The 23,892-nt window shown below is 30.1% G+C and carries 25 protein-coding genes; 10 read left to right on the top strand and 15 right to left on the bottom strand.

Annotation, left to right across the window (positions count from 1 at the left end):
- Positions 1–140: 140 nt before the first annotated feature.
- From RSF37_RS11620 to RSF37_RS11610, 3 genes are read right to left on the bottom strand one after another with little or no spacing between them, the layout of a single operon-like run.
- Positions 141–335, bottom strand: a complete 195-nt coding sequence (locus tag RSF37_RS11620; protein WP_332564568.1) for a DUF951 domain-containing protein — start codon at positions 333–335, stop codon at positions 141–143.
- Positions 336–348: 13 nt separating this feature from the next.
- Positions 349–1,236 carry a mechanosensitive ion channel family protein gene (locus tag RSF37_RS11615; protein ID WP_332564567.1) on the bottom strand — a complete coding sequence of 296 codons (888 nt, stop codon included), beginning with the start codon at positions 1,234–1,236 and terminating at the stop codon, positions 349–351.
- Positions 1,237–1,259: 23 nt separating this feature from the next.
- Positions 1,260–1,496 carry a DUF3343 domain-containing protein gene (locus RSF37_RS11610; RefSeq protein WP_332564566.1) on the bottom strand — a complete coding sequence of 79 codons (237 nt, stop codon included), beginning with the start codon at positions 1,494–1,496 and terminating at the stop codon, positions 1,260–1,262.
- Positions 1,497–1,657: 161 nt separating this feature from the next.
- Here RSF37_RS11610 and RSF37_RS11605 point away from each other — a divergent pair, with 161 nt between their 5' ends.
- Genes RSF37_RS11605 through yyaC form a run of 3 tightly spaced genes read left to right on the top strand, consistent with a single transcriptional unit; the run spans position 1,658 to position 4,090 of the window.
- Entirely contained in the window at positions 1,658–2,284 is a 627-nt protein-coding gene (locus RSF37_RS11605) for a LysE family translocator (RefSeq protein WP_332564565.1), read from the top strand.
- Between the two features lie 12 nt (positions 2,285–2,296).
- Positions 2,297–3,451: an aminotransferase class V-fold PLP-dependent enzyme gene (locus RSF37_RS11600; RefSeq protein ID WP_332564564.1), complete on the top strand. Its 1,155-nt coding sequence runs from the start codon at positions 2,297–2,299 to the stop codon at positions 3,449–3,451.
- Positions 3,452–3,508: 57 nt separating this feature from the next.
- Complete coding sequence (gene yyaC / locus RSF37_RS11595) at positions 3,509–4,090, top strand: spore protease YyaC (RefSeq protein WP_332564563.1); 582 nt, start codon at positions 3,509–3,511, stop codon at positions 4,088–4,090.
- A gap of 85 nt (positions 4,091–4,175) precedes the next feature.
- On the opposite strand, the gene RSF37_RS11590 is transcribed toward yyaC, so the two are convergent.
- The 12 genes from RSF37_RS11590 to rpmH all read right to left on the bottom strand — a co-directional run bounded on the left by RSF37_RS11590 (position 4,176) and on the right by rpmH (position 13,910).
- Positions 4,176–4,676: a DUF4446 family protein gene (locus RSF37_RS11590; protein ID WP_332564562.1), complete on the bottom strand. Its 501-nt coding sequence runs from the start codon at positions 4,674–4,676 to the stop codon at positions 4,176–4,178.
- Between the two features lie 46 nt (positions 4,677–4,722).
- The gene (locus RSF37_RS11585) at positions 4,723–5,592 is read right to left on the bottom strand and encodes a ParB/RepB/Spo0J family partition protein (protein WP_332564561.1); all 870 of its coding nucleotides are present in this window, start codon (positions 5,590–5,592) and stop codon (positions 4,723–4,725) included.
- Positions 5,589–6,371, bottom strand: a complete 783-nt coding sequence (locus RSF37_RS11580) for a ParA family protein (RefSeq protein WP_332564560.1) — start codon at positions 6,369–6,371, stop codon at positions 5,589–5,591. Before RSF37_RS11580 ends, RSF37_RS11585 begins: the two co-directional genes overlap by 4 nt.
- 204 nt (positions 6,372–6,575) lie before the next feature.
- Positions 6,576–7,358: a nucleoid occlusion protein gene (noc, locus tag RSF37_RS11575; protein ID WP_332564559.1), complete on the bottom strand. Its 783-nt coding sequence runs from the start codon at positions 7,356–7,358 to the stop codon at positions 6,576–6,578.
- A gap of 153 nt (positions 7,359–7,511) precedes the next feature.
- Complete coding sequence (gene rsmG, locus RSF37_RS11570) at positions 7,512–8,231, bottom strand: 16S rRNA (guanine(527)-N(7))-methyltransferase RsmG (protein ID WP_332564558.1); 720 nt, start codon at positions 8,229–8,231, stop codon at positions 7,512–7,514.
- Between the two features lie 19 nt (positions 8,232–8,250).
- Positions 8,251–10,143, bottom strand: a complete 1,893-nt coding sequence (gene mnmG, locus RSF37_RS11565; RefSeq protein WP_332564557.1) for a tRNA uridine-5-carboxymethylaminomethyl(34) synthesis enzyme MnmG — start codon at positions 10,141–10,143, stop codon at positions 8,251–8,253.
- Positions 10,144–10,153: 10 nt separating this feature from the next.
- The gene (gene mnmE, locus RSF37_RS11560) at positions 10,154–11,533 is read right to left on the bottom strand and encodes a tRNA uridine-5-carboxymethylaminomethyl(34) synthesis GTPase MnmE (RefSeq protein ID WP_332564556.1); all 1,380 of its coding nucleotides are present in this window, start codon (positions 11,531–11,533) and stop codon (positions 10,154–10,156) included.
- A 159-nt stretch (positions 11,534–11,692) separates the two neighbouring features.
- Positions 11,693–12,316, bottom strand: coding sequence for an RNA-binding cell elongation regulator Jag/EloR (gene jag / locus RSF37_RS11555; protein ID WP_332564555.1), 624 nt, complete (start codon positions 12,314–12,316; stop codon positions 11,693–11,695).
- 42 nt (positions 12,317–12,358) lie between these two features.
- Complete coding sequence (gene yidC, locus RSF37_RS11550) at positions 12,359–13,138, bottom strand: membrane protein insertase YidC (RefSeq protein WP_332564554.1); 780 nt, start codon at positions 13,136–13,138, stop codon at positions 12,359–12,361.
- A 21-nt stretch (positions 13,139–13,159) separates the two neighbouring features.
- Positions 13,160–13,369 carry a membrane protein insertion efficiency factor YidD gene (gene yidD / locus RSF37_RS11545; RefSeq protein ID WP_332564553.1) on the bottom strand — a complete coding sequence of 70 codons (210 nt, stop codon included), beginning with the start codon at positions 13,367–13,369 and terminating at the stop codon, positions 13,160–13,162.
- Positions 13,341–13,715, bottom strand: a complete 375-nt coding sequence (gene rnpA, locus RSF37_RS11540; RefSeq protein ID WP_332564552.1) for a ribonuclease P protein component — start codon at positions 13,713–13,715, stop codon at positions 13,341–13,343. Before rnpA ends, yidD begins: the two co-directional genes overlap by 29 nt.
- Before the next feature lie 60 nt (positions 13,716–13,775).
- Complete coding sequence (gene rpmH / locus RSF37_RS11535) at positions 13,776–13,910, bottom strand: 50S ribosomal protein L34 (protein ID WP_024614019.1); 135 nt, start codon at positions 13,908–13,910, stop codon at positions 13,776–13,778.
- A gap of 554 nt (positions 13,911–14,464) precedes the next feature.
- On the opposite strand from rpmH, the gene dnaA reads away from it, so the two are divergent.
- From dnaA to gyrA, 7 genes are all read left to right on the top strand, one after another.
- Entirely contained in the window at positions 14,465–15,829 is a 1,365-nt protein-coding gene (gene dnaA / locus RSF37_RS11530; RefSeq protein WP_332564551.1) for a chromosomal replication initiator protein DnaA, read from the top strand.
- A 283-nt stretch (positions 15,830–16,112) separates the two neighbouring features.
- Positions 16,113–17,213 carry a DNA polymerase III subunit beta gene (gene dnaN / locus RSF37_RS11525; protein ID WP_332564550.1) on the top strand — a complete coding sequence of 367 codons (1,101 nt, stop codon included), beginning with the start codon at positions 16,113–16,115 and terminating at the stop codon, positions 17,211–17,213.
- A gap of 63 nt (positions 17,214–17,276) precedes the next feature.
- Positions 17,277–17,483 carry a S4 domain-containing protein YaaA gene (yaaA, locus tag RSF37_RS11520; RefSeq protein WP_332564549.1) on the top strand — a complete coding sequence of 69 codons (207 nt, stop codon included), beginning with the start codon at positions 17,277–17,279 and terminating at the stop codon, positions 17,481–17,483.
- Between the two features lie 86 nt (positions 17,484–17,569).
- A complete protein-coding gene (gene recF / locus RSF37_RS11515) occupies positions 17,570–18,655 on the top strand; it encodes a DNA replication/repair protein RecF (protein ID WP_332564548.1) in 1,086 nt (361 codons plus the stop codon).
- Positions 18,656–18,670: 15 nt separating this feature from the next.
- Complete coding sequence (gene remB / locus RSF37_RS11510; RefSeq protein ID WP_039312332.1) at positions 18,671–18,931, top strand: extracellular matrix regulator RemB; 261 nt, start codon at positions 18,671–18,673, stop codon at positions 18,929–18,931.
- Positions 18,932–18,986: 55 nt separating this feature from the next.
- Positions 18,987–20,897, top strand: coding sequence for a DNA topoisomerase (ATP-hydrolyzing) subunit B (gyrB, locus tag RSF37_RS11505; protein ID WP_332564547.1), 1,911 nt, complete (start codon positions 18,987–18,989; stop codon positions 20,895–20,897).
- A 22-nt stretch (positions 20,898–20,919) separates the two neighbouring features.
- On the top strand, positions 20,920–23,451 hold the full coding sequence (gene gyrA, locus RSF37_RS11500; RefSeq protein ID WP_332564546.1) for a DNA gyrase subunit A: 2,532 nt from the start codon (positions 20,920–20,922) through the stop codon (positions 23,449–23,451).
- Positions 23,452–23,892: the final 441 nt, after the last annotated feature.

Here is a 23,892-nt window from a genome sequence, read left to right as displayed (position 1 = left end):
TGATGGGTGTTGTATGAATATAGTTTCGTACTTTCTCATCATTTTCACCTCCTCCCCTCGGACTAACGGCTGTACTTTGTACAGCAGGGATTACAAGTTCTAATTTTAACATTTTGTATTTACTTTTTCAAGGATTTTTATTAAATTTTTGCTTTTTGTACTATTTTTTTTGCCCCTTTTTGGAATTTATTTCTTGGTAACATGATTATTCTTCCACATCCGACACATTTTATCTTAACATCTGCCCCAACTCTTGTTACTTCGAAATTTTTCTCTCCACATGGATGTTGCTTCTTCATTTCAACTATATCGCCTAATTCAAAATTTTCTATCACCGTTATCCCTCCCCTAATTTACTTCTTGTTTCATAATAACTTCAGTCTTATTGTATGGAATTTCTATATTAGCTTCATCTAAAGCTTCTTTTATGGCTTTTCTTAGTTTTCTCTCCATTGCCCATTGTGACATCGGTTCACTAAAGCCTACTGTTCTTATATTGATTCCTGATGAACCAAGCTCTGTAACACCCCATACTACTATCTCTTCATGTATTTCCTCATGTATACTTTCAAAGATCTTACAAGTGCTCTCGATGACTTCAATTGCATTATCAATATCTTCTTCATACGCTATTGAAACATCAACCATAAATCTCATGTTTGTCCTTGAATGGTTAGTTACTATGTTTACAGATCCATTTGGAATCAAATGAAGGTCTCCATTAAAATCTTTAAGTACTGTAGTTCTTATACCCATGCTGTCTATTATTCCTTCAAAATTACCTATAGTAACGTAATCTCCTACCCCGTATTGATCTTCAAACAATATAAAGAATCCATTTATAAGGTCCTTAACTAATGCTTGAGCTCCAAAACCAACAGCAAAACCTCCGATACTTGCAAAGGTCAATGATACACCTTTAAATAAATCAGATAGTAAAATCGCAATTCCAATAAAGTAAACCGAATACTTTAGCACACTATGCATAACTCCACCTAAAGTTTTTGCTTTTTGTGTGTTCATAGTTAACTTAGAATCCGGATTTTCAACTTGTCTATCAACAAACTTTTTTATAGCTCTATTACCTATCTTTATTGTTACAAACATAGCAAAGATAACAATTATGATTTTAAGCCCTTTTGAAAGAATGAAATCTATATTGTCTTCTAAAACTTTTAAAAGGCTTGATTTTACTCCATCTCCACTATAAATTTCTTTTAATAATAAGTAATCCACTTATATTCTCCCCCCACATACTATTATTTAAACTCTGTATAGCTAGATCCTTCTCTGCAATATATATTTTTATATTCAAATTCTTCATTTTTTATTCTATTAATATCTTTTTCGTCCTCAACTCTTATGCAAATACCACAGCTTTGTGTTATTGATGTTGGTGTTGGCATTATTCTAAAAGTATATTCTTTTTCTTTTAAAAATTTTTCACCTGCCATTGCATCGTGTGTGTTCTTAAATACTACAATATAATACTTCATACATTTCTCCTTTTGATAAAATTTATTTATATAATTTATATTATATATAATTTACGGATTTTATAAAGAAATATAATGTTCTTTTTTCTTATTAGATGAATTATGTGATTATTTGTTCTATAATTAATATAGGTGGATTTTTTATTAAAAAGGAGAATACTATGGTACACATTATAAAAGCGGCTAGCATAGGATTTCTAACAGGTATATTCGCCTCAATTCCCTTAGGACCTGCTGGATTAGAGTCCGTTAACAGGTCTATAAGTAAAGGTTTTTGGCACGGATTTAAAGTTTCAATTGGTGCTATATTTGCAGATTACCTATACTTAACAATAATAAACTTAGGTTTATTTTCAATATTAGAAGAAAACTACTTATACAAGGGAATATTCTGGGTTATATCGGGTGCTGTGCTTATACTATTTGCTAAACATTCACAAAAAGAATCAAGTATTACTAGACTGCTTCATAACTCAAGGCTTGGAGGTTTCCTATCTGGATTTTTAATAACATTTATTAATCCAATTACATTTTCTTTCTGGCTAGCATTAAGTGGAACAGTTATAAACATATGGAGAGCTGATGGACATTTATTTTTCTGCATAGCATTTTTATTTATGTTAATTGGTAGTGTAACTTGGTTTATTATATTAAATGTATTAGCATCAAAAGGCTTAAAACTGTTGAAAAAAGATGTTGGGGGTATCGCGTCAAAGCTTTTAACTTATCTCCTATACGTTATAGGGATTTGTTTCATAATTTATGGATTTTATGTATTATTTTGTTAAAGGATGTCGAATATGAAAGTATATTTAGATAACGCAAGTACAACTTTTCCTAAACCAAAAGTTGTAGTGGATTCAATTTATAATTATTTAGTTAATGTAGGTGGAAATGCAAATCGTTCTAACAATTCAAATGCTTTAGAAAGTAATAGAGAACTTTTTATGGCTAGAGAGCGAGTAGCTAAATTTTTCAACTACGATAAAATAGAAAACGTAGTATTTACAAATAATATTACAACATCACTTAATATGTTAATTAAAGGTACTTTAAAAAAAGGTGATCATGTCATAACATCATCATTAGAACATAATTCTGTTGTAAGACCTATAATATCTTGCAGAGAAAATATTGGTGTTGAAGTTGACTTTGTAAATGGAAACTCAGAAGGATTCATAAATCCTAAAGATATAGAAAACTGTATTAAAGACAATACTAAGCTTATTGTTTTAACTCATGCTTCTAACGTTATAGGAACTATCCAACCAATTAAAGAAGTTGGAGCTATATGTAAGAAACACGGAATATTTTTCATTGTTGATACAGCTCAATCTGCTGGAACTATTCCAATAGACTTTAAAGAGATTGGAGCAAGCGCATTAGCATTTACTGGACATAAAAGTTTACTTGGACCTCAGGGCATCGGTGGCTTCATAATTGATGAAGACCTTAATGCTAATTGTTCTACCATTGTAGAAGGGGGAACTGGTAGCCTTTCCCACGATTTGCATCAACCGACATTCATGCCAGATAAATTTGAGTGTGGTACATTAAATATTCCAGGTATTGTTGGACTTTCTAATGCAATAAACTTTATTGATGAAGTAGGAGTTAATACAATAAGAGCTAAGAATTCTTTTTTATATAAGAAATTATTAAACGGTATTTTAAATATTAATGGTTATAAAGTTTACGGTGACATATCAGGAATTAATTCAACCACCTCACTATCTATTAATTTAAAAAACGTAGATACATCAGAACTTTCTTTCTACCTTGAAGATAATGGAGTAAGTAACCGTTCTGGATTACACTGTGCACCTAAATGCCATGAAACAATTGGAACCTTTCCAAATGGTACTGTTAGATTAAGTATATCTTATTTTAATACAGAAGAAGAAATAGACTATACATTAGATGTGTTAAAAAGAGCAAAAAAAGATTTATTTTAAATTATGAATAAAAACCTCCTTGTATGGAAATAATTTCTATATAAGGAGGTTGTTTTTATGAAAAAAGTTTTTTCCGTGGATGGTATCGAAGATAATTCATTCAATGATATAGGTAATCATATTTACGATAGTTTAAAACCAATTTTTGATGATAACAGAATAGTTATATTTTTATGTATCGGATCTGATCGGTGTACTGGTGATTCTTTAGGACCTCTAGTTGGACACCATTTAAAACACATAAAAAGTAAAAAGATTCATGTTTATGGCTCTTTAGAATATCCTGTTCACTCTCAAAATTTACAAGAAACATTAGATAAAATTAAGGACAATTTTAATGATCCCTATATAATTGCAATTGATGCATCCCTTGGGTCTTTCCATAATATTGGTAAGATTTTCATAGAAAACACCCCATTATTCCCTGGGCTAGCTTTAGATAAAAATTTACCACCTGTTGGTGATTTGAGTATTACTGGAATTGTTAATGTATCCGGTAAGTTTGAATTTATGGTATTACAAAATACAAGGTTGTATACAGTTAATACAATAGCTGAAAATATTGCTAAAGGAATTTCTTATTCAATAAATAAGTTATTATGTAGTGATATTAACTTAACCCAAGGATTCAGGTCATAATTTATATGCTATCCCCCTATTTTTTATAGTTATAAATATTCCCCCCATTAAAAAAGTCGTTTACCTTTAGGTAAACGACTTTTTGTTACTTACTATTCATTGCTTCTTTTAATACATGTGCTTCTTCTTCTGATAACTCGTATCTTGAAATACCTTTATCTACTGGTTTAGCATATGTAGTACTATCATGTCTTCCATAAAGTCCTGTTAATACTATTCCATCATTATGTCCGTCAAGCATTGCTATTGAGAAACTTAAATCACTTCCAACATCTTCGAAAGCTTTGTATCTCATTATTCCTACTTTTTGAACGCATCCTCTAACTTCAACTCTTAAGTCTTCACATAATTTAGCTGCTTCGTTAGCTGCGTCTGCTGCTCTTTCTACATCTTCTAACTTACTATTTATAAGTTCTTCAAGATTTTTATTGCTAGTACCTCTCATTAACTTTCTATATTTGTTTTCTAATCTACTAACTGATCTCCATAAGATTATAACAAAAATTAAAAGTATTAGAATTATTATTCCTGCCCCTATTAATATATAAGGTAAATAATTTTCTAAATTTGCCATTAAATTTTCCACTGTTTTTTCCGTCCTTCCTTTTCCCAAAAATGTTTCACGTGAAACATTACATATTCATTAAATCTAAAATTCTATTTAAGTCATCATCTGAATAATATTCTATCTCTATTTTTCCTTTTTTATTCTTTGAATTAATATTCACTTTTGTACCAAAATGATCTTGCAATTTATTTTGTACATCTTTAAAATAAGGATTCATATCTGTCTTTTCATTTTTTGGTTTATCTTCAGTTTTATTTGCTAATGATTTTATTAATCTTTCAAGTTCTCTAACTGAAATTTTTTCATCAATTATCTTCTGAGCTAACTCATATTGAAGATCTTTATCTTCAACTGCAAGTAATACTCTTCCATGTCCTTCTGAAATAACACTTTCAATTAAATATTGTTGAACTCTTTCATCTAAATTAATTAATCTCATCGTATTTGTAATTGCAACTCTTGATTTTCCTATTCTACTACTTAATTCTTGTTGTGTTAAGTTAAAATCATCAATTAGCTTTCTATAAGCTAAAGCTTCTTCTATAGGATTCAAGTCTTGCCTTTGTATGTTTTCTATTAAAGAAATTTCTAAAACTTCTTTATCTGTTAAATCCATTATTATTGCGGGAACATCTTTAAGACTAAGCATCTTTGCAGCTCTCCATCTTCTTTCTCCAGCTACAATAACATACTTATTTCCATCTTGTCTTAATATAAGTGGTTGAATAATACCGTGATTTTTAATTGATTCTGCGAGCTCTGCTATATTATCGCTATCAAAAAATCTTCTTGGTTGATCTGAATTGTTAACTATTTTATTTAAAGGTATTAATGTTTTTTGTTCTTTGCTTTCTTTTGGTTCTATTGTTTCTATCTTTACTTCATCTGGAATTAATGCCCCTAAACCCTTACCTAATCCAAACTTTTTACTCATTTCTTCTCACCCTTCACCTTCTGCCTTTTCAAAAATTCTTTACTTAACTTTGAGTAAGCATCTGCTCCTTTACATTTTTCATCGTAAAGCATAATTGGTAATCCAAAACTTGGAGACTCTGCTAATCTAATATTTCTTGGTATTGTATTTTCATAAACTTTATTGTCAAAGAACTTTTTAACTTCATTATATACTTCATTACTAAGATTAGTTCTGTAATCATACATTGTCATGATTACTCCTTCTATCTTAATTTTAGGATTCAAGGATTTTTTAATTAACTTAATTGTGTTAATTAACTGTCCAACCCCTTCTAAAGCGTAAAACTCACATTGAATCGGAATCAATACTGAATCACAGGCTGTCAACGCATTAATAGTTAAAACTCCTAATGATGGTGGACAATCTATAAAAATAAAGTCAAACTCATCTTTTACCTCGTCTATCTTATCTGTAAGTATTTTCTCTCTATTTCCTTTTGCTATAACTTCTACTTCAGCTCCAGCAAGCTCCATTGTAGATGGTGCTATATATAGATTCGAAATAAGATCACTATGTATTATTACATCTCTTAAACTAATATCAGACGTTATTACATCATACATTGAGAACTCAAGATTTCTTTTATCCAATCCTAGTCCACTTGTAGTGTTACCTTGAGGATCGATATCTATTGTTAAGACCTTATAACCTGCCATTGCAAGATAAGAAGCTAAATTAATATTTGTAGTTGTTTTACCAACTCCACCCTTTTGATTAAATATACAAATTTTCTTCATATTTAGCTCTAATTATTCCTAGAGCCTTACACCCCCTCTCCTATACTATATTATATATTTTTTTAAATAATAATTAAAGCTAAAACTTACAAAACAATACATTCTTAATAGTTTTTTCAGGTTTTCTTGATTAATAATTCATTAGTTCTAAATAATAAAAAAAAATCACTAAAAAACAAAGTTTTTTAGTGATTTTTTTTATTATTATTTTTTATTTTTAGGTATATTAACTGTTATTTGAATATACTCATCATGATCGTTCATTTCATATTTAGCTGGTATATTAAATTTATCAAATACTTGTTTAATAGTATTAACATATAACTTAGCAGGGAATACTGATGTTATTCTCTTTTTAGTTTTTCCGTTAAGTTCTTTTCCTGCAAGTTTTAATAATTCCTTATTAATAAGCTCTTCTGTCTGTCTTACATTTAAGCTATCTTTTATAACTTTTTTAATTATACCTAATTGTAGCTTTTCATCTTGTATAGAAAGTAATGCTCTTGCATGTCTTTCTGTTAAGTTATTTTCTACGCATAACTCTCTAACTTTATCACTTAGCTTTAAAATTCTTAATTTATTAGCTATTGTTGATTGTTTTTTTCCCATTCTAGTTGCCAATTGTTCTTGAGTAAATCTATGATCATGAATTAAATTGTAATACGCTTCAGCCTCTTCAATGAAATTTAAATCTTCTCTTTGTAAGTTTTCTAATAAAGCTATTTCAGCTGATTGAGTATCTGTAATATCTATTAAGTTACATGGTACTTCTGAAAGTTCCGCAATCTTTGCAGCTCTCCATCTTCTCTCCCCTGCAACTAGCTCGTAAAATTCCCCTCTTTTTCTAACTGTTATTGGTTGAATTATACCGTGTGTTTTTATAGATTCTGATAACTCAATTAGAGCCTCCTCATTAAAGTATCTTCTCGGCTGATATGTATTTGGTATTATCTCTTTAATATCAATTTTTAGTATTTCATTATTCATATTGACACAACCCATCCCTTATAAATTTCCAATCTTTTATCTATATATATTAAAATTCGATACTTACCATTTTTTTCCTTCTTTTTCTTTTATAAAGTTTCTGTCATTAATCGATTTAAAATGGTAAATTTTAACATTAATTTACTTTAACTACTATTTTATTGGTTTTTTTGTTACAGTTCCTGCTTTTCTTGGATATGTCTTTGGACATTCCTTTATTTTTTCAACAACAACTATATTGTGATTTAAATCAGTCTCTTCTATTAAAGTCTCATCAACTCTTAATAGTTTTCCCCCAAGTACACTTAACGCCTTCTTGCTAGTTTCTAATTCTTCCTCAATTGCAGGTCCTTTTAAAGCAACAAAATATCCTGATATTTTAACATAAGGAAGGCAGAATTCTGATAATACTGCCATATTTGCAACAGCTCTTGAAGTTGCTATATCAAATTTTTCTCTTAACTCCTTATTTCTTGCACCATCTTCGGCTCTTGAGTGAATAGTTTTTACATTTTTTAAACCTAATTCTTTAACAACTAAGTTTAAAAAATTAACTCTCTTGTTTAAAGAATCTAATAGTGTAACTTCTATATCATCTCTCAATATAGCTATTGGTAGTCCTGGGAAACCTGCTCCAGTACCGACATCAATTACAGTTTTAGCTCCTTTTAATTCTGGGCTTTTGAAAGCTTTTATACAGTCTATAAAATGTTTCTTTATAAACTCTTCATCTTCAGTAATTGCAGTTAGATTAATCTTTTGATTCCATTCTTGAACTAGTCTCATGTATTTAATAAATTTATTATACATATCTTCATTAAATTCTATGTTAACCTCATCTGCTGCTATTTTCATTATATCGTAAAAGTCCATATTATCCTCCTTTATGGGCCTAATTATCGCTATTTGATTTCTTTCCATAATGATATTCTAAGTAAATTAAAAGTACAGATATATCAGCAGGTGAAACCCCTGAAATTCTTGATGCTTGACCTACACTTATAGGTCTAACTGAATTTAGTTTTTGCATTGCTTCAGTTCTTAATCCCTTAACATCATTATAATCTATATCACTTGGTAAAAGTTTCTTTTCAAACTTTTTAAATTGATCAACTTGTTCTAACTGATTAACTATATATCCTTCATACTTAGTCATTATGTTTATTTGTTCACCGACGTTATCCGGATAGTCTGGTCTTTCAGGGTCAAGTTCTACTAATGAGAAGTAATCTACTTCTGGTCTCTTTATTAACTCATAAAAGCTTATAGGCTTTTTAAGTTCTGTTGAACCACATTTAACTAAGAAATCATTATTTTCTTTCTTATTTGTTATTTGTAGATTTTTTAATCTGTTTACTTCATTATCTATATTATTTTTTCTAGTTAAGAATCTTTCATATCTCTCTTCAGTTACAAGACCTACATTATGTCCAATCTCTGTTAATCTGAAATCTGCATTGTCTTGTCTTAAAAGAAGTCTATATTCCGCTCTAGAAGTCATCATTCTGTAAGGTTCATTTGTACCCTTAGTAACTAAATCATCCACTAGAACCCCAATATAAGCGTCAGAACGTGTTAATATCATTGGCTCTTCGTTTTTAGCTTTTAGTGCAGCATTTACACCAGCAACTATACCTTGTGCTGCTGCTTCTTCGTATCCTGAACTTCCGTTTAATTGACCTGCTCCATAAAGCCCTTCAATATTCTTAAATTCAAGTGTTGGCTTTAATTGAGTTGGATTTATTGAATCATACTCAATTGCGTAAGCTGATCTCATAACTTCAGCATTTTCGAGACCTACTATAGTTCTTAACATTTGTATTTGAACATCTTCTGGAAGTGATGATGAGAATCCACCTATATACATTTCTAATGTATCTTCACCTTCTGGCTCAACAAATATTTGATGTCTAGTCTTATCAGGGAATCTCATTACTTTATCTTCTACTGATGGACAATATCTTGGTCCTATTCCCTTAATTGAACCATTATATATTGGTGATCTATCTATATTATTTTGAATAACTTCGTGAGTTCCTTCATTAGTATAAGTTAAATAACATGATATTTGCTCTTTGTCGATATTATCATTCATAAATGAGAATGGTACTATCTTTTCATCACCTTTTTGTTCTACCATATTTGAAAAATCAACTGATTTTCTATTAACTCTTGGTGGTGTACCTGTTTTAAATCTTCTAAGTTCTATTCCAAGGTCTATTAATGTTTGTGATAAGTCATTTGCAGGTAATAATCCGTTAGGACCACTGTTATAACTTACATCACCTATAATTATTTTAGCCTTAAGATAAGTTCCTGTAGCTAATACTACTGCTTTACATCCAAAGATTGCTCCATTTTTTGATACAGCTCCTGTAATTTTTCCGTCTTCTACTACTAAATCAACTACTTCAACCTGTCTTACGTAAAGATTATCTTGTGCTTCAAGAACTCTTTTCATTCTCTCTTGGTATTTTAACTTATCTGCTTGTGCTCTTAATGAGTGAACTGCAGGTCCTTTTGATGTATTAAGCATTCTTGATTGAATGAATGTATCATCAATGTTTACACCCATTTCTCCACCTAACGCATCAATTTCTCTAACTAAATGTCCTTTAGCTGTTCCCCCTATATTAGGATTACATGGCATCATTCCAATTGACTCTAAGTTAATTGTACATATTAATGTCTTTAATCCCATTCTTGCTGATGCTAAAGCAGCTTCACATCCTGCGTGTCCTGCTCCAACAACAACTACATCATATTCTTCAGCATTGTATCTCATCTGCTTCCTCCTATTTTCCTACACAGAATTCAGTAAATATCTTATTAACTAAATCTTCTTCAAGTTCTGCTCCAGTAATTTCTCCAAGTGCTCTAAGTCCTGATGTCACATATATTGAAATTAAGTCTAAGAACTCATTCATTTTTAATCTATTCTGTGCATTTTCACAATTCTCTAATGCTCTGTATAAAGCTTGCTTATGTCTACTATTAGTTATAATTAAGCTTTCATTATCAACTTCTCCATTAAAGAATAATTCCTTAATCTTTGACTTTAAGTCATTTATTCCAAAACCAGTCATTGCTGATATCTCAATGAAGTTATCTAATCCTTCTATTTTTTCAAGTTCAAGCTTACGCTCTAAATCTACTTTATTAAGAAGTACAATTGTTTTCTTATTTTCTATAGCTTTTATTATATCTCTATCTTCATCATCTAAATCTCTTGAAGTATCAAGCATAAGTACTACTAAATCAGCTTCTTCAATCTTTTCTCTTGATCTTTCAACACCAATCTTTTCAACAACATCCTCAGTCTCTCTAATACCCGCTGTATCAGTTATTTTAACTGGAATTCCATCAAGATTTATAAACTCTTCTATAACATCTCTAGTTGTTCCTGGTATATCAGTAACGATAGCTCTTTTTTCTTGAAGCAACGCATTCATAAGTGATGATTTTCCAACGTTAGGTTTTCCTATTATTGTCATTTTAAGTCCATCCCTTATAATCTTACCCTCATTTGCTCCTTTTAATAACTTTCGCATGTCAATTATTGCCTTTTCAAGACTCTCATTAACTCTTATTGGAACAGTTGCATCTGGTTCTTCATCATCTTCTGTAAAATCTACATCATATTCAATAAGCGCAAGAACATCTAAAAGATAAGCTCTAAGCTTATTTATTTCCTGGGAAAGTGATCCTTCACTTTGCATAATAGCAGACTTCATAGCTAAATCAGTCTTAGCTCTTATAATATCCATAACAGCTTCAGCCTGACTTAAGTCAATTCTTCCATTTAAAAATGCTCTTTTAGTAAATTCTCCTGGCTCTGCGATTCTTGCACCACTTTTTATTACTTCATCAAGAACTCTATTTGTAGAAACAACACCACCGTGGCAGTTTATTTCAACAACATCTTCAGCTGTAAAACTTCTTGGTCCTTTCATGTAACTTATTATTACTTCATCAATGATTTCGCCACTTAAACTATCAACAATATTTCCGTACTTCATAGTGTAAGTTTTCATTTTATTTATATCAAAATTATTTTTTGCTTTAAATATACGTCCAACTATCTCTAACGCTTTATTTCCTGAAACTCTTATTATCGCTACTCCACCCTCGCCTTGAGCAGTGGCAATACCGCATATAGTATCGAATTCTTTCATATATTATCCTCCTTAGAAGCTTCAACTTCTACATAGTATAATCCAACTAAAACTAATATCAATTTTACAGAATTATATTTAATAAGTCAAAGCTATATATTGCTTCTTTTTAATAATTATTGTAATTGAAAAAAAGAAAGCCAAATCATTGGCTTTCTTTTACTTACTTAATGCTACAACAACTCTTCTAAAAGGCTCGTCACCTTCACTATAAGTGCTTATTTCAACACTATCTTGCAGTGCAGCATGTATTATTCTTCGTTCATATGGATTCATTGGTTCTAGTTTAAAAGGTCTTTTGCTTCGTTTTACTTTACTAGCTGTCTTTAGTGCAACTCTTTTTAGAGTTTCTTCCCTCTTAGCTCTGTAGTTCTCAGTGTCTAATACTACCTTTTTATAAGGAATATCATGACCCTTGTTAATAACTAAAGATATTAAATATTGAAGCGAATCTAAAGTTTCTCCTCTATATCCTATTATTAAACCCATTTTAGGACCTGTAAGATCAATCTTTACTGTGTTGTTCTCTTCTGTAATTGTAATTTCTGCTAAGATTCCCATGGAATCTAATACATCTCTAATAAACTTATTAGCATCATCAATATAGTCTCTTTTTACAGTAACTTTAACCTTCGCAGGTTTAGTACCAATTAGATTAAGAAAGCCTTTTGAGCCTTCATCAATTATATCAATTACAACCTTATCTTTAGTAACGTTTAATTCATTAAGTGCACTTTTTATTGCGTCATCAACATTTTTACCAGTTACTTCAATAAACTTCATATACCCTATTCACCAACTCTCACAGAATATTAATTTATATAATTATTTCTTTTTCTTCTTCTTAGTGACATATTCATCAGGCATAGCAAATTTCTTACTTTGCTCTATCTTTACTGTCTCATCTTCTTCTTGTTCCTTCTTTTTAGCCATTACAGGTTTAACATTTAAGAAGTATGTTTGTATTAATTGGTATACTCCACTAGTTACCCAGTAAATAACAAGTAATGAAGGGAAGTTAAATGACATTACCCCCATCATTAATGACATACCAATATTCATTGGCATCATGTTCATTCCTGATGATTCTGCTGCTGGATTTGCCTTAGTCATCATATATGATGGTATAAAAGTACTAAGTGCTGCAAGCACTGGTAATATTACATATGGATCTCTTCCACTTAAGTCAGGTAACCATAAAAAACTAACGTTTTTAATTTGAGCAACAACCTCTGGATTACTAAATGTATAGTAAAGAGCCATTAATATTGGAAGTGGAATTAACATTGGTAGACATCCACCTGTCATGCTTATATTATTTTCTTTGTATATTTTCATCATTTCCATATTTGCTTTTTGTGGATCATTCTTGTACTTTTCTTGAACCTTCTTGATTACAGGCTGAAATTCCTGCATTTTTCTAGTTGATTTTATTGATTTCATACTAAATGGTAAAACAGCTGTCTTAATTACTATAGTTAATACTACAACTGTTAACACATAAGCTAATCCTGGATCTGTTATTCCAATAGATGTGATTAGCGTATGAAGCTTATCAAATATGATAGTAAAAAAATCAATTATTGGCTTGAATAGTGTCATCATATTCTTATATCCTCCCATACTCTATTTAACAGGATCATATCCACCTTTACTAAAAGGATTACACCTTAAAATTCTCCATATAGCCATGAGACTCCCCCTGAATGCCCCATGTTTTTCAATAGCTTCGATAGCATATTGAGAACAAGTAGGTACATATCTACAACATGGATTTTTTAAGGGTGATATATTTTTCCTATAAAAACTAATTAGTTTTAAAATTACTTTCTTCATTATATAGGCCTGCTTTCTTAAACAAATTCAGCATAGCTTTTTCCACTTGGTGAAAATCTTTATCCTTCATATTAGTTCTTGCGATAAATATGAAATCAAAACCCTTTTTAATAGAAGCTTCATTTAATCTGTAACTTTCCATGATTAATCTCTTACTTCTACTTCTCACTACACTATTTCCGACTTTCTTACTAACAGAAACTCCTATTTTATTGTAAGATCCATTTTCTGAATCGTTATTATTTCTATTGTTATAAGTATATAATACCAAAAGATTATTAGCTAATGATTTTCCTCTTCTATATACTGTTCTAAATTCATTGTTCTTCTTTAATCTATATAACATAGGTATTTCAATACTCCTTTTTTCCTACATTGTAGAAAAAAGGCCACTAAAGTGCGGCCCTTATGCTGTTAATTTTTTTCTACCTTTTTGTCTTCTCTTTCTAAGAATGTTTCTGCCTGAAGCAGTCTTCATTCTCTTTCTGAAGCCATGTTCTTTCTTTCTTTGTCTTTTTTTAGGTTGGTATGTCATGAACATTTACATTACACCCCCTTCAAATTTTTTAAGTTAATACAGTCAAATGACTATACTTCTCTTTATATTTTAGATTTACCTTATCATTATATATATATACCCTTCTTATGTCAAGAATATAGGTTTTTGTTGATAAATGTTTGTTTATATTTTAAAAATTGTGGATAACTTGTTGAATCCCTTCATTTACTTATGGTATCATAGATAATGTATTGTGAATAACTTGTTATTTGAAATAACTTATCCACAGCTGTGGATATATTTGTTGATAACTTGTTCTTTTTTTCTTGATAATTTAGAATTATAGGTGCTTTTACCTTTAAAATAAGCACTATCTATATATTTTTGCCTGTTGAGAAAGTAATTACGTTCACTTGTGGATAACTTTTTATCCTAAAGTAAGTCCACATAATTATTAACATGTGGATAACTTTATATACATATTTTTTAAAAAACTCGGCTTTGTTAATAATTTGTTGATATCTTGTTATTACCCTGTTATTAACATAATTTTTAAATAATAAAATTTAAAAAAATTTTCGACTGGAGGATTAGAAATGGATGCAGAGCTGAAAGAATTATGGGAAAAAACACTAAATATTATTAAGGGTGAGATGAGTGAGGTAAGCTTTAACACATGGATAAAAAGCTGCGAACCAATTTCTATGTCTTCTGATACTATAAAGGTAAGCGTTCCTAATGCATTCACCCAAGAAATACTTGAAAAACGATATAAGGATTTAGTGGCAAATTCAGTAAGAGCTATATGTTCTAAGCTTTATAATATTGAATTTTTAATAGCTTCTGAAATTCAAAATACTGAAGAAGAAAAAGCTAATAAAAAATCAGCTAGAAAAGCAAAAGAAGATACAAAAGTTATAGTAAACGACGAAATGAACACTAACCTAAACCCAAAATATACTTTTGATTCTTTCGTAATTGGTAATAGTAACAGATTCGCGCATGCAGCTTCTTTAGCAGTAGCAGAATCACCAGCTAAAGCTTATAATCCATTATTTATATATGGAGGGGTTGGTCTTGGAAAGACTCACTTAATGCACGCAATAGGTCATTATGTATTACAAAATAACCCTAATGCGAAAGTTGTATATGTTTCATCAGAAAAATTTACAAATGAGCTTATAAATGCTATAAAAGATGATAAAAATGAAGAATTTAGAACAAAATATAGAAATGTAGATATTCTTCTTATAGATGATATTCAATTTATAGCTGGAAAAGAAAGAACTCAAGAAGAATTCTTCCATACATTTAATGCTTTGCATGATGCAAATAAACAAATAATTCTATCATCTGATAGACCACCAAAAGAAATCCCTACATTAGAAGACAGATTAAGATCAAGATTCGAATGGGGTTTAATTGCTGATATCCAAGTTCCAGATTTTGAAACTAGAATGGCAATTTTAAAGAAAAAAGCAGATGTAGAAAAATTAAATGTAGCTAATGAAGTAATGGTATATATCGCTACTAAAATTAAATCAAATATTAGAGAACTTGAAGGGGCATTAATTAGAATTGTTGCCTATTCATCCCTTACAAATAGAGAAATAACTGTAGACTTAGCATCTGAAGCGCTAAAAGATATCATATCTAAAAAGCAAGGTAAGCATATTACTATAGAAATAATACAAGATGTAGTCGCTAATTATTTCAATCTTAGAGTAGAAGACTTGAAATCCCAAAGAAGAACACGTAACGTATCTTATCCAAGACAAATAGCTATGTATTTAAGTAGAAAAATTACTGATATGTCTCTTCCAAAGATCGGTGAAGAATTTGGTGGTAGAGATCATACTACTGTAATACATGCTTATGAAAAAATTTCTGATAATTTAAATAGAGACGAAAGTCTACAACATACAATAGATGACTTAACTAAAAAACTTACTCAAGGCTAGTTTTTTTTCAAAAAAATAAGTTATCAACACTTGTAGATAATAACTCTATAATTACCTGTGGATAAATATATATTTTTTTTTGCTTGTGAATTGTTGTGGATAAGTCATACTAAATGTTACGTACTTATCCACAGTATTTTTTTATAAAATGTTGTGAGTTTATAAGGGCTTGAGCCACTTATTAACATATCCACAAGCCCTACTACTATTATTACTATAAATTTTATATTTATCTAACTAAACTAAACCAATCTTATCTGTGAATAAGTAAGGAGGATTATAAATGATTTTTATATGTGAAAAACAAAAATTACAAGAAGGTATCTCAATAGTTCAAAAGGCTATTACTGGTAAGTCAACAATGTCAGTACTAGAAGGTATATACATAAACGTAACTAAAGATGGATTAACTTTAATAGGATCTGATATGGATGTTAGTATAGAAACTAAAGTTGATGCAGATGTAATGGAAGAAGGAAAGATAGTTATAGATGCAAAGATCTTTGGAGAAATTATACGTAAGTTACCTAGCTCAGAGATAAAAATAGAAACTTTAGAAAATGATACAGTTCAAATAACATGCGAAAAATCAGTATTTAACGTTGTTTATATGAATGCTGATGAATTTCCAGAGTTACCTAAACTAAATCAAGATATGAAAGTAGAAGTTCCACAAAACATATTAAAAAATATGATAAAGAGTACATCTTTTGCTATTGCTCAAGATGAAACTAGACCAATATTACAAGGTGTTCTGTTTGAGATTAAAGATAAAAACTTAAATCTTGTTGCACTTGACGGATATAGACTTGCAATTAGAAATGAATACTTAGATAGTGATATAAATATAGAAAAAGTAATACCTGGAAAAACTTTAAACGAAGTTTCAAAAATATTAGAAGATGTTAATGATCTTGTTGAAATTAATTTTACTAACAATCATATTTTATTTAATTTAAATAAAACAAGAATTATTTCAAGACTACTAGAAGGAAAATTTGTAAATTACAAATCATTACTTCCTCAAGAACATAAATTAACAGTAACTGTTAAAAAGCAAGATCTTCAAAATGGTATTGAAAGAGCTTCACTTATGGCTAAAGATGGGAACAATAATTTAATAAAATTAGAGATCCAAGATGAGGCTGTAATTATAACTTCTAATTCTCAATTGGGAAAGGTTAGGGAAGAAGTTTTAATAAATCTGCAAGGTGAGAAGATTCAAATTGCATTTAACTCAAGATACTTAATCGACGTATTAAAGAATTTTGAAGAAGATGAGGTTATACTAGAAATGACTTCAAGTGTAAGCCCTTGTATAATAAAAGCAAAAGAAGCCGATAATTATAAATACTTGGTATTACCAGTTAGATTAATAAGATAAAAAGGAGGACGAAAATGTGCATAAATATACACATAATTATGCATGTTTTCTCAATACTACATTATGAAAGAAATTAATATTAATACAGAATTTATAAAATTAGATGCATTTTTAAAATGGGCAGGTGTAGCATCACAAGGTTCAGAGGCAAAAATTTACATTTTAGAAGAAATGGTAAAAGTAAATGGTGAGGTTTGCACACAAAGAGGAAAAAAATTAAGAGTTAATGATGTAATTGAATTTGAGGAAGAAAGCTATAAAATAATATAATTTAATAAAACACTCGAGTAGTCTTGGATTTTATAAAGATAAGCTTTTATTCTGTTAATATGATATAATTGAATGGGTGTTTATAAATGTATGTGAAAAAGCTTAAATTAATTAATTATAGAAATTATGAAAATTTAGAAATAGATTTAGGAAGACATGTCAATGTTTTTATGGGAGATAATGCTCAAGGCAAAACGAACATCCTAGAAGCAATTTATTATTGTGGCTTTGCTAAATCTCATAGAACGTCACGAGACAAGGAGCTTATAAGTTGGAATGGGGATGTTTCATACGTAAGTGTAAGTGTTGGTAAAAATCGCTTAGATAAAAAGATTGATATTAACATCCTAAAGGACGGTAAAAAAATTATTAAGGTTAATTCTATAAAGATAAATAAAATCGGAGAGCTATTTGGAACCTTTAATGTTGTTATGTTTTCACCAGAAGACTTAAAAATAATTAAGGATTCACCTGGAATTAGACGAAAATTTATTGATATGGAGTTATGCCAGTTAGATTCTAAGTATTACTACAACCTTGTTCAGTACAATAAAGTTATGAACGAGAGGAACAGTGTACTTAAAAATAGAAATCTAGATTTAGAAATGCTAGATGTATATGATCTTCAGCTAGCCTGCTTTGGGTCATACATAGTAGAAAGAAGATTGTCCTATCTAAAATCTCTAAATCAATACTCTGAAAGTATACATAAAGAGATTACTTCAGGTAAAGAAAATATAGAGTTTAAATACAATTCTACCATAAGGAATCTTGATAATATCCAAGATGAGTTCTATGAAACATTAAGAAAAAATAGAAAACGTGATGTAGACAAAGGAATAACAAGTCACGGACCTCATAGAGATGATTTCTCTGTTTATATAAACAATGTTGATACTAAGAGTTTTGGCTCACAAGGTCAACAGAGAACAGCAGTACTTACGATGAAGTTTGCATCTTTGAGGATCATAAAAGAAATAACAGGAGAATATCCAGTATTACTATTAGATGATGTCTTGTCAGAATTAGACTTTAACAGAAAAAAATATGTGTTAAGTTCAATTGGAGATATACAAACAATAATAACTTGTACTGGGATTGAAGATTTGAATGATTATTTAAATAAAGATTCAAAGTTATTTAAAGTAAAAGAGGGAAGAGTCTCTAAGTAGAAGGAGGAGTTCTAAATGTTTTTGCACTTAGGAGAGAATGTTGTAGTTCCGATAAAAGATGTTATTGGAATTTTTGATTTACAAACAACTATGTATAGCTCTGATACAATTCAATTTTTAAGAATGGCAGAAGAAGATGGATTTGTGGAAAGAATAACTGATGATAAACCAAAATCATTTGTTATAGCAGAAGTTGATAAGAAAAGTAAGATATATCTATCACCAATTTCTTCATCAACCTTAACTAAAAGAACAGATTTGGAATATAATCCGTAAGTCCAATATTAACCCTTCAGTAAGAAAAGAGAAAATAAATATTTAGGAGGAATCTATGTTGGAACAAAATAAACAAAGTTATGATGATAGTCAGATACAAGTTCTTGAAGGATTAGAAGCTGTAAGAAAAAGACCTGGTATGTACATAGGTAGTACTAGTTCAAGAGGCTTACATCATCTAGTTTATGAGATAGTAGATAATAGTATAGATGAGGCATTAGCAGGATATTGTAATAATATTAAAGTTATAATAAACGAAGATAATTCTATAACAGTAGAAGATGACGGTAGAGGAATGCCAGTTGGAATGCATCCAAAGATGGGAAAACCAACTGTTGAAGTTATAATGACAGTACTTCATGCCGGAGGTAAATTCGGTGGAGGCGGATACAAAGTATCAGGGGGTCTTCATGGGGTTGGTGCTTCTGTTGTTAATGCACTTTCTGAAAAATGTTCTGTTACAGTAATGAGAGAAGGTAAAACGTGGAAGCAAAACTACGAAAGAGGAGCTGTCGTTACTGGATTAGAAGAAATAGGTATAAGTGATAAGAACGGTACAATCGTTTATTTCAAGCCAGATGTAGAAATCTTTGATGAACTAATATACGACTTTGAAATTCTTTCACAAAGATTAAGAGAACTTGCGTTCTTAAATAAAGGGATTAATATCACTTTAATAGATAAGAGATACGACAAGGAAGAAACATATCACTATGAAGGTGGTATTAAATCTTTCGTAAGTTATTTAAATAGAAATAAGCAACCGCTACACGAAGAACCTATCTATGTTGAAGGTTTAAAAGATGAAATTATGGTTGAAGTAGCACTTCAATACAATGATGGATATACTGAAAATATTTTTACATTTGCAAATAATATAGATACTATTGAGGGTGGAACACATTTAGTTGGTTTTAAAACAGCTTTAACAAGAGTATTTAATGATTATGCAAAGAGATATGGTCATTTAAAAGAAAATGATAAGAATCTTTCAGGTGAAGATATTAGAGAAGGTTTAACTTCTGTAATTTCAGTAAAAATTGGAGAACCACAATTTGAAGGTCAAACAAAGACTAAGCTAGGTAATAGTGAAGTTAGAGGAATAGTTGATTCAGTAGTTGGTGAAGGTGTTGGAACATTCTTAGAAGAAAATCCAACAGTAGCTAAAATTATAATAGATAAAGCTTTAATGGCAGCAAGAGCAAGAGATGCAGCAAGAAAAGCTAGAGAACTTACAAGAAAGACTGTACTAGAAAGATCAGCACTTCCAGGTAAACTTGCGGATTGTTCATCAAAAGATCCGATGGAATGTGAGATATATATAGTCGAAGGAGACTCAGCGGGTGGATCAGCAAAGCAAGGAAGAGATAGAAAGTTCCAAGCTATATTACCTTTAAGAGGTAAGATCATGAACGTTGAGAAACAAAGATTAGATAAAATATTAAATTCAGATACTATAAGATCAATGGTAACAGCTTTTGGTGCAGGTATAGGAAAAGACTTTGATATATCAAGAATAAGATATAACAGAATAATAATAATGACAGATGCCGACGTAGATGGAGCGCATATAAGAACATTACTATTAACTTTCTTCTACAGATACATGAGAGAATTATTAGATGGCGGTCATGTTTATATAGCACAGCCACCATTATTTAAAGTTACAAAATCTAAGAAAGACTACTATGCTTACACAGACCAAGAACTTGAAGCGATCTTAACTGAAATTGGCGGAAAAGATAATTCAACTAACATTCAAAGATACAAAGGTCTTGGAGAAATGAATGCGACTCAATTATGGGAAACAACAATGAATCCAGCAGAAAGAATATTATTAAAAACTACTGTAGAAGATGCTATGGCAGCCGATGAGATATTCACAATACTTATGGGAGAAAAGGTTGAACCTAGAAGAGAATTTATTCAAGAAAATGCTAAGAAAGTAAGTAACTTAGACATTTAGTACTAAATATGAGGTGAAGTACATGAGTTTTAATGAGGGAAAAGTAATACCCGTAGATATAAAAAACGAAATGAAGAAGTGTTATATTGACTATGCCATGAGTGTTATAGTTGGTCGTGCGCTTCCAGACGTTAGAGATGGATTAAAACCTGTTCACAGAAGAATTCTATTTTCAATGCAAGAATTAGGATTAGCACCTGAGAAAGGTTATAGAAAATGTGCAAGAATCGTTGGGGAAGTACTTGGTAAGTATCATCCACATGGTGATACTTCAGTATACGATGCTTTAGTTAGAATGGCTCAAGATTTCTCAATGAGATATATGCTTGTTGATGGTCACGGTAACTTCGGATCAGTTGATGGTGATAGTGCTGCGGCAATGAGATATACAGAAGCAAAAATGAATAAGATCGCAAGTCAAATGTTAAGAGATATAACTAAAAACACTGTTGATTTTATTCCAAACTTTGATGGTGAAGAAAAAGAACCATCAGTATTACCAGCAAGATTCCCAAATCTTTTAGTTAATGGATCATCAGGTATAGCAGTTGGTATGGCTACAAACATACCTCCTCATAACTTAGGTGAAGTTATAGATGGAACAATAATGCTTATTGATAATCCAGAACTAGAAATACTAGATTTAATGACAGTAATAAAAGGACCTGACTTCCCAACAGGGGCAACTATCATGGGTAAATCAGGTATAAGATCTGCTTATGAAACAGGTAGAGGTAAAGTAATTGTTAGAGCGGAAGCTGAGATAGAAGAAGAAAACAATAGACATAAAATAATAGTTACTGAATTACCATACCAAGTTAATAAAGCTAGACTTATAGAAAATATTGCTGATTTAGTAAAAGATAAAAAGATAAATGGAATATCTGACTTAAGAGATGAATCTGATAGAGATGGTATGAGAATAGTTATAGAACTAAAGAGGGATGCAAATCCTAGTGTTGTTCTAAACTTACTTTATAAGCATACTAAGATGCAAGATACTTTTGGTGTAACAATGCTTGCATTAGTTGATAATGAGCCACAAGTACTTAATTTAAAACAAATATTAAATCATTATATAGCGTTCCAAAAAGAAGTTATTACTAGAAGAACAGTATTTGAATTAAATAAAGCAGAAGCAAGAGCTCACATTTTAGAAGGTTTAAAGATAGCTCTTGATAATATTGATCAAGTTATTAGTATTATTAGAGGATCTAAGACTACTGAAATAGCTAAAAACACTCTTATAGAAAGATTCAGCCTTTCAGAAAAGCAAGCTCAATCTATTCTTGAAATGAGACTTAGAAGACTTACAGGATTAGAAAGAGATAAGATTGAAGAAGAGTACAATGAACTTATGAAGGAAATTGAATACTTAAATTCAATTCTTGCAAGTGAAGAGAAGCTGTTTACAGTAATTAAAGATGAATTATTAGAAATTAAAAATAGATATAATGATGAAAGAAGAACTAAGATTGAAAACAACGTAAATGAAATTGATGTTGAAGATTTAATTCAAGAGAAGGAAATCGTAATTACATTAACTCACTCAGGATACGTTAAGAGAATTTCATCAGATGTATACTCAGCTCAAAAAAGAGGGGGTAAAGGAATCCAAGCAATGTCTACTAAGGAAGATGACTTCGTAGAACATGTTATGGTAACTTCAACTCACTCAGATATACTATTCTTCACAAATAGAGGTAGAGTATATAAATTAAGAGGGTATCAAATACCTGAAGCTGGAAGAGCAGCTAAGGGAACTAATATAATAAATCTTATAGCTATAGAACCAGACGAAAGAATTGAAACAGTTCTTACTGTAAATGATGTCTATGAAAGTGGATATCTATTTATGGGTACAAAGAATGGTATAGTTAAAAAGACTAACCTTAAGGAATTCAAGAACTTAAGAAAGAATGGTCTGATTGCAATTAACTTAAGAGAAGGGGATGAACTTCTAAAAGTTAAGATGACAAGAGGAGATGCTAATATCATTATGGCTACTCAAAATGGGTTGGCTATTAAGTTCAATGAAGCTGATGTTAGAGCTATGGGTAGAACTGCATCAGGAGTTAAGGCTATAAGCTTAAGCGATGATGACGTTGCTGTATGTATGGATATAGCAGTTGATGGTGAAGACTTATTAGTAGTTAGTGAAAATGGATTCGGTAAGAGAACTCCAATAGGTGAATACAAAGTTCAAAACAGAGGTGGTAAAGGACTATTAACTTACAAGATTAATGAGAAAACTGGTAAGGTAATAGGAGCTACAATGTGTAAGAACGAAGATGAGCTTATGATTATAAATACTAGCGGTGTTGTTATAAGAATAAACATCGAAGATGTATCATTAACAGGAAGAGCTACAATGGGAGTTAAGTTAATGAGAACTTTAGATGAAGAACAAGTAGTAACAATAACTAAAATTAATAGTGATGACAGTGAAGAAAAAGAAGAGTTAGTTCAAACTGAATTAGGAATGGATGAAAATATCCAAGATAATTCAATTGAAGAGTTATTAGATAGAGCTAGTGAAGATGACGAAAAATAATTAATATTAGGCCTTTAGTAGATAAAATTCTACTAAAGGCCTTTATTTTTTTGTTCAATAATATAAAATATATTGATTTTAATATATATTAATTAGTTATTTTAAAGGGAAACTAAAGAAAACTATGAGGATGTCGATAAAAAAATCCATAATCTTTGCCTGGTGTATCATTATTAGAAAAAAAGAGCAATTAGAAGAAAAAAAGAGTAAAATATATATAATTTATGGTAAATGAAATATTATGTATGTATACATAATTGTATATATGATATTATAAATCTCGTCGCTGATGACGAAACGAAAACAACAAGAAAACTTGAAAAAAAGTTCGAAAAAAGTTGTTGACAATAAGTCGAAACGATGATAATATTTAATAGTCGCTTGAATGCGACACAGAAAAAATGGTCTTTGAAAATTGAACAGAATATATAGAATAACATT

Source organism: Clostridium sp. (assembly GCF_036643715.1).
GTDB lineage: Bacteria > Bacillota > Clostridia > Clostridiales > Clostridiaceae > Clostridium.
The sequence above is the reverse complement of the archived record's forward strand: the minus strand, read 5'-3'. Positions and strand labels throughout refer to the sequence as shown.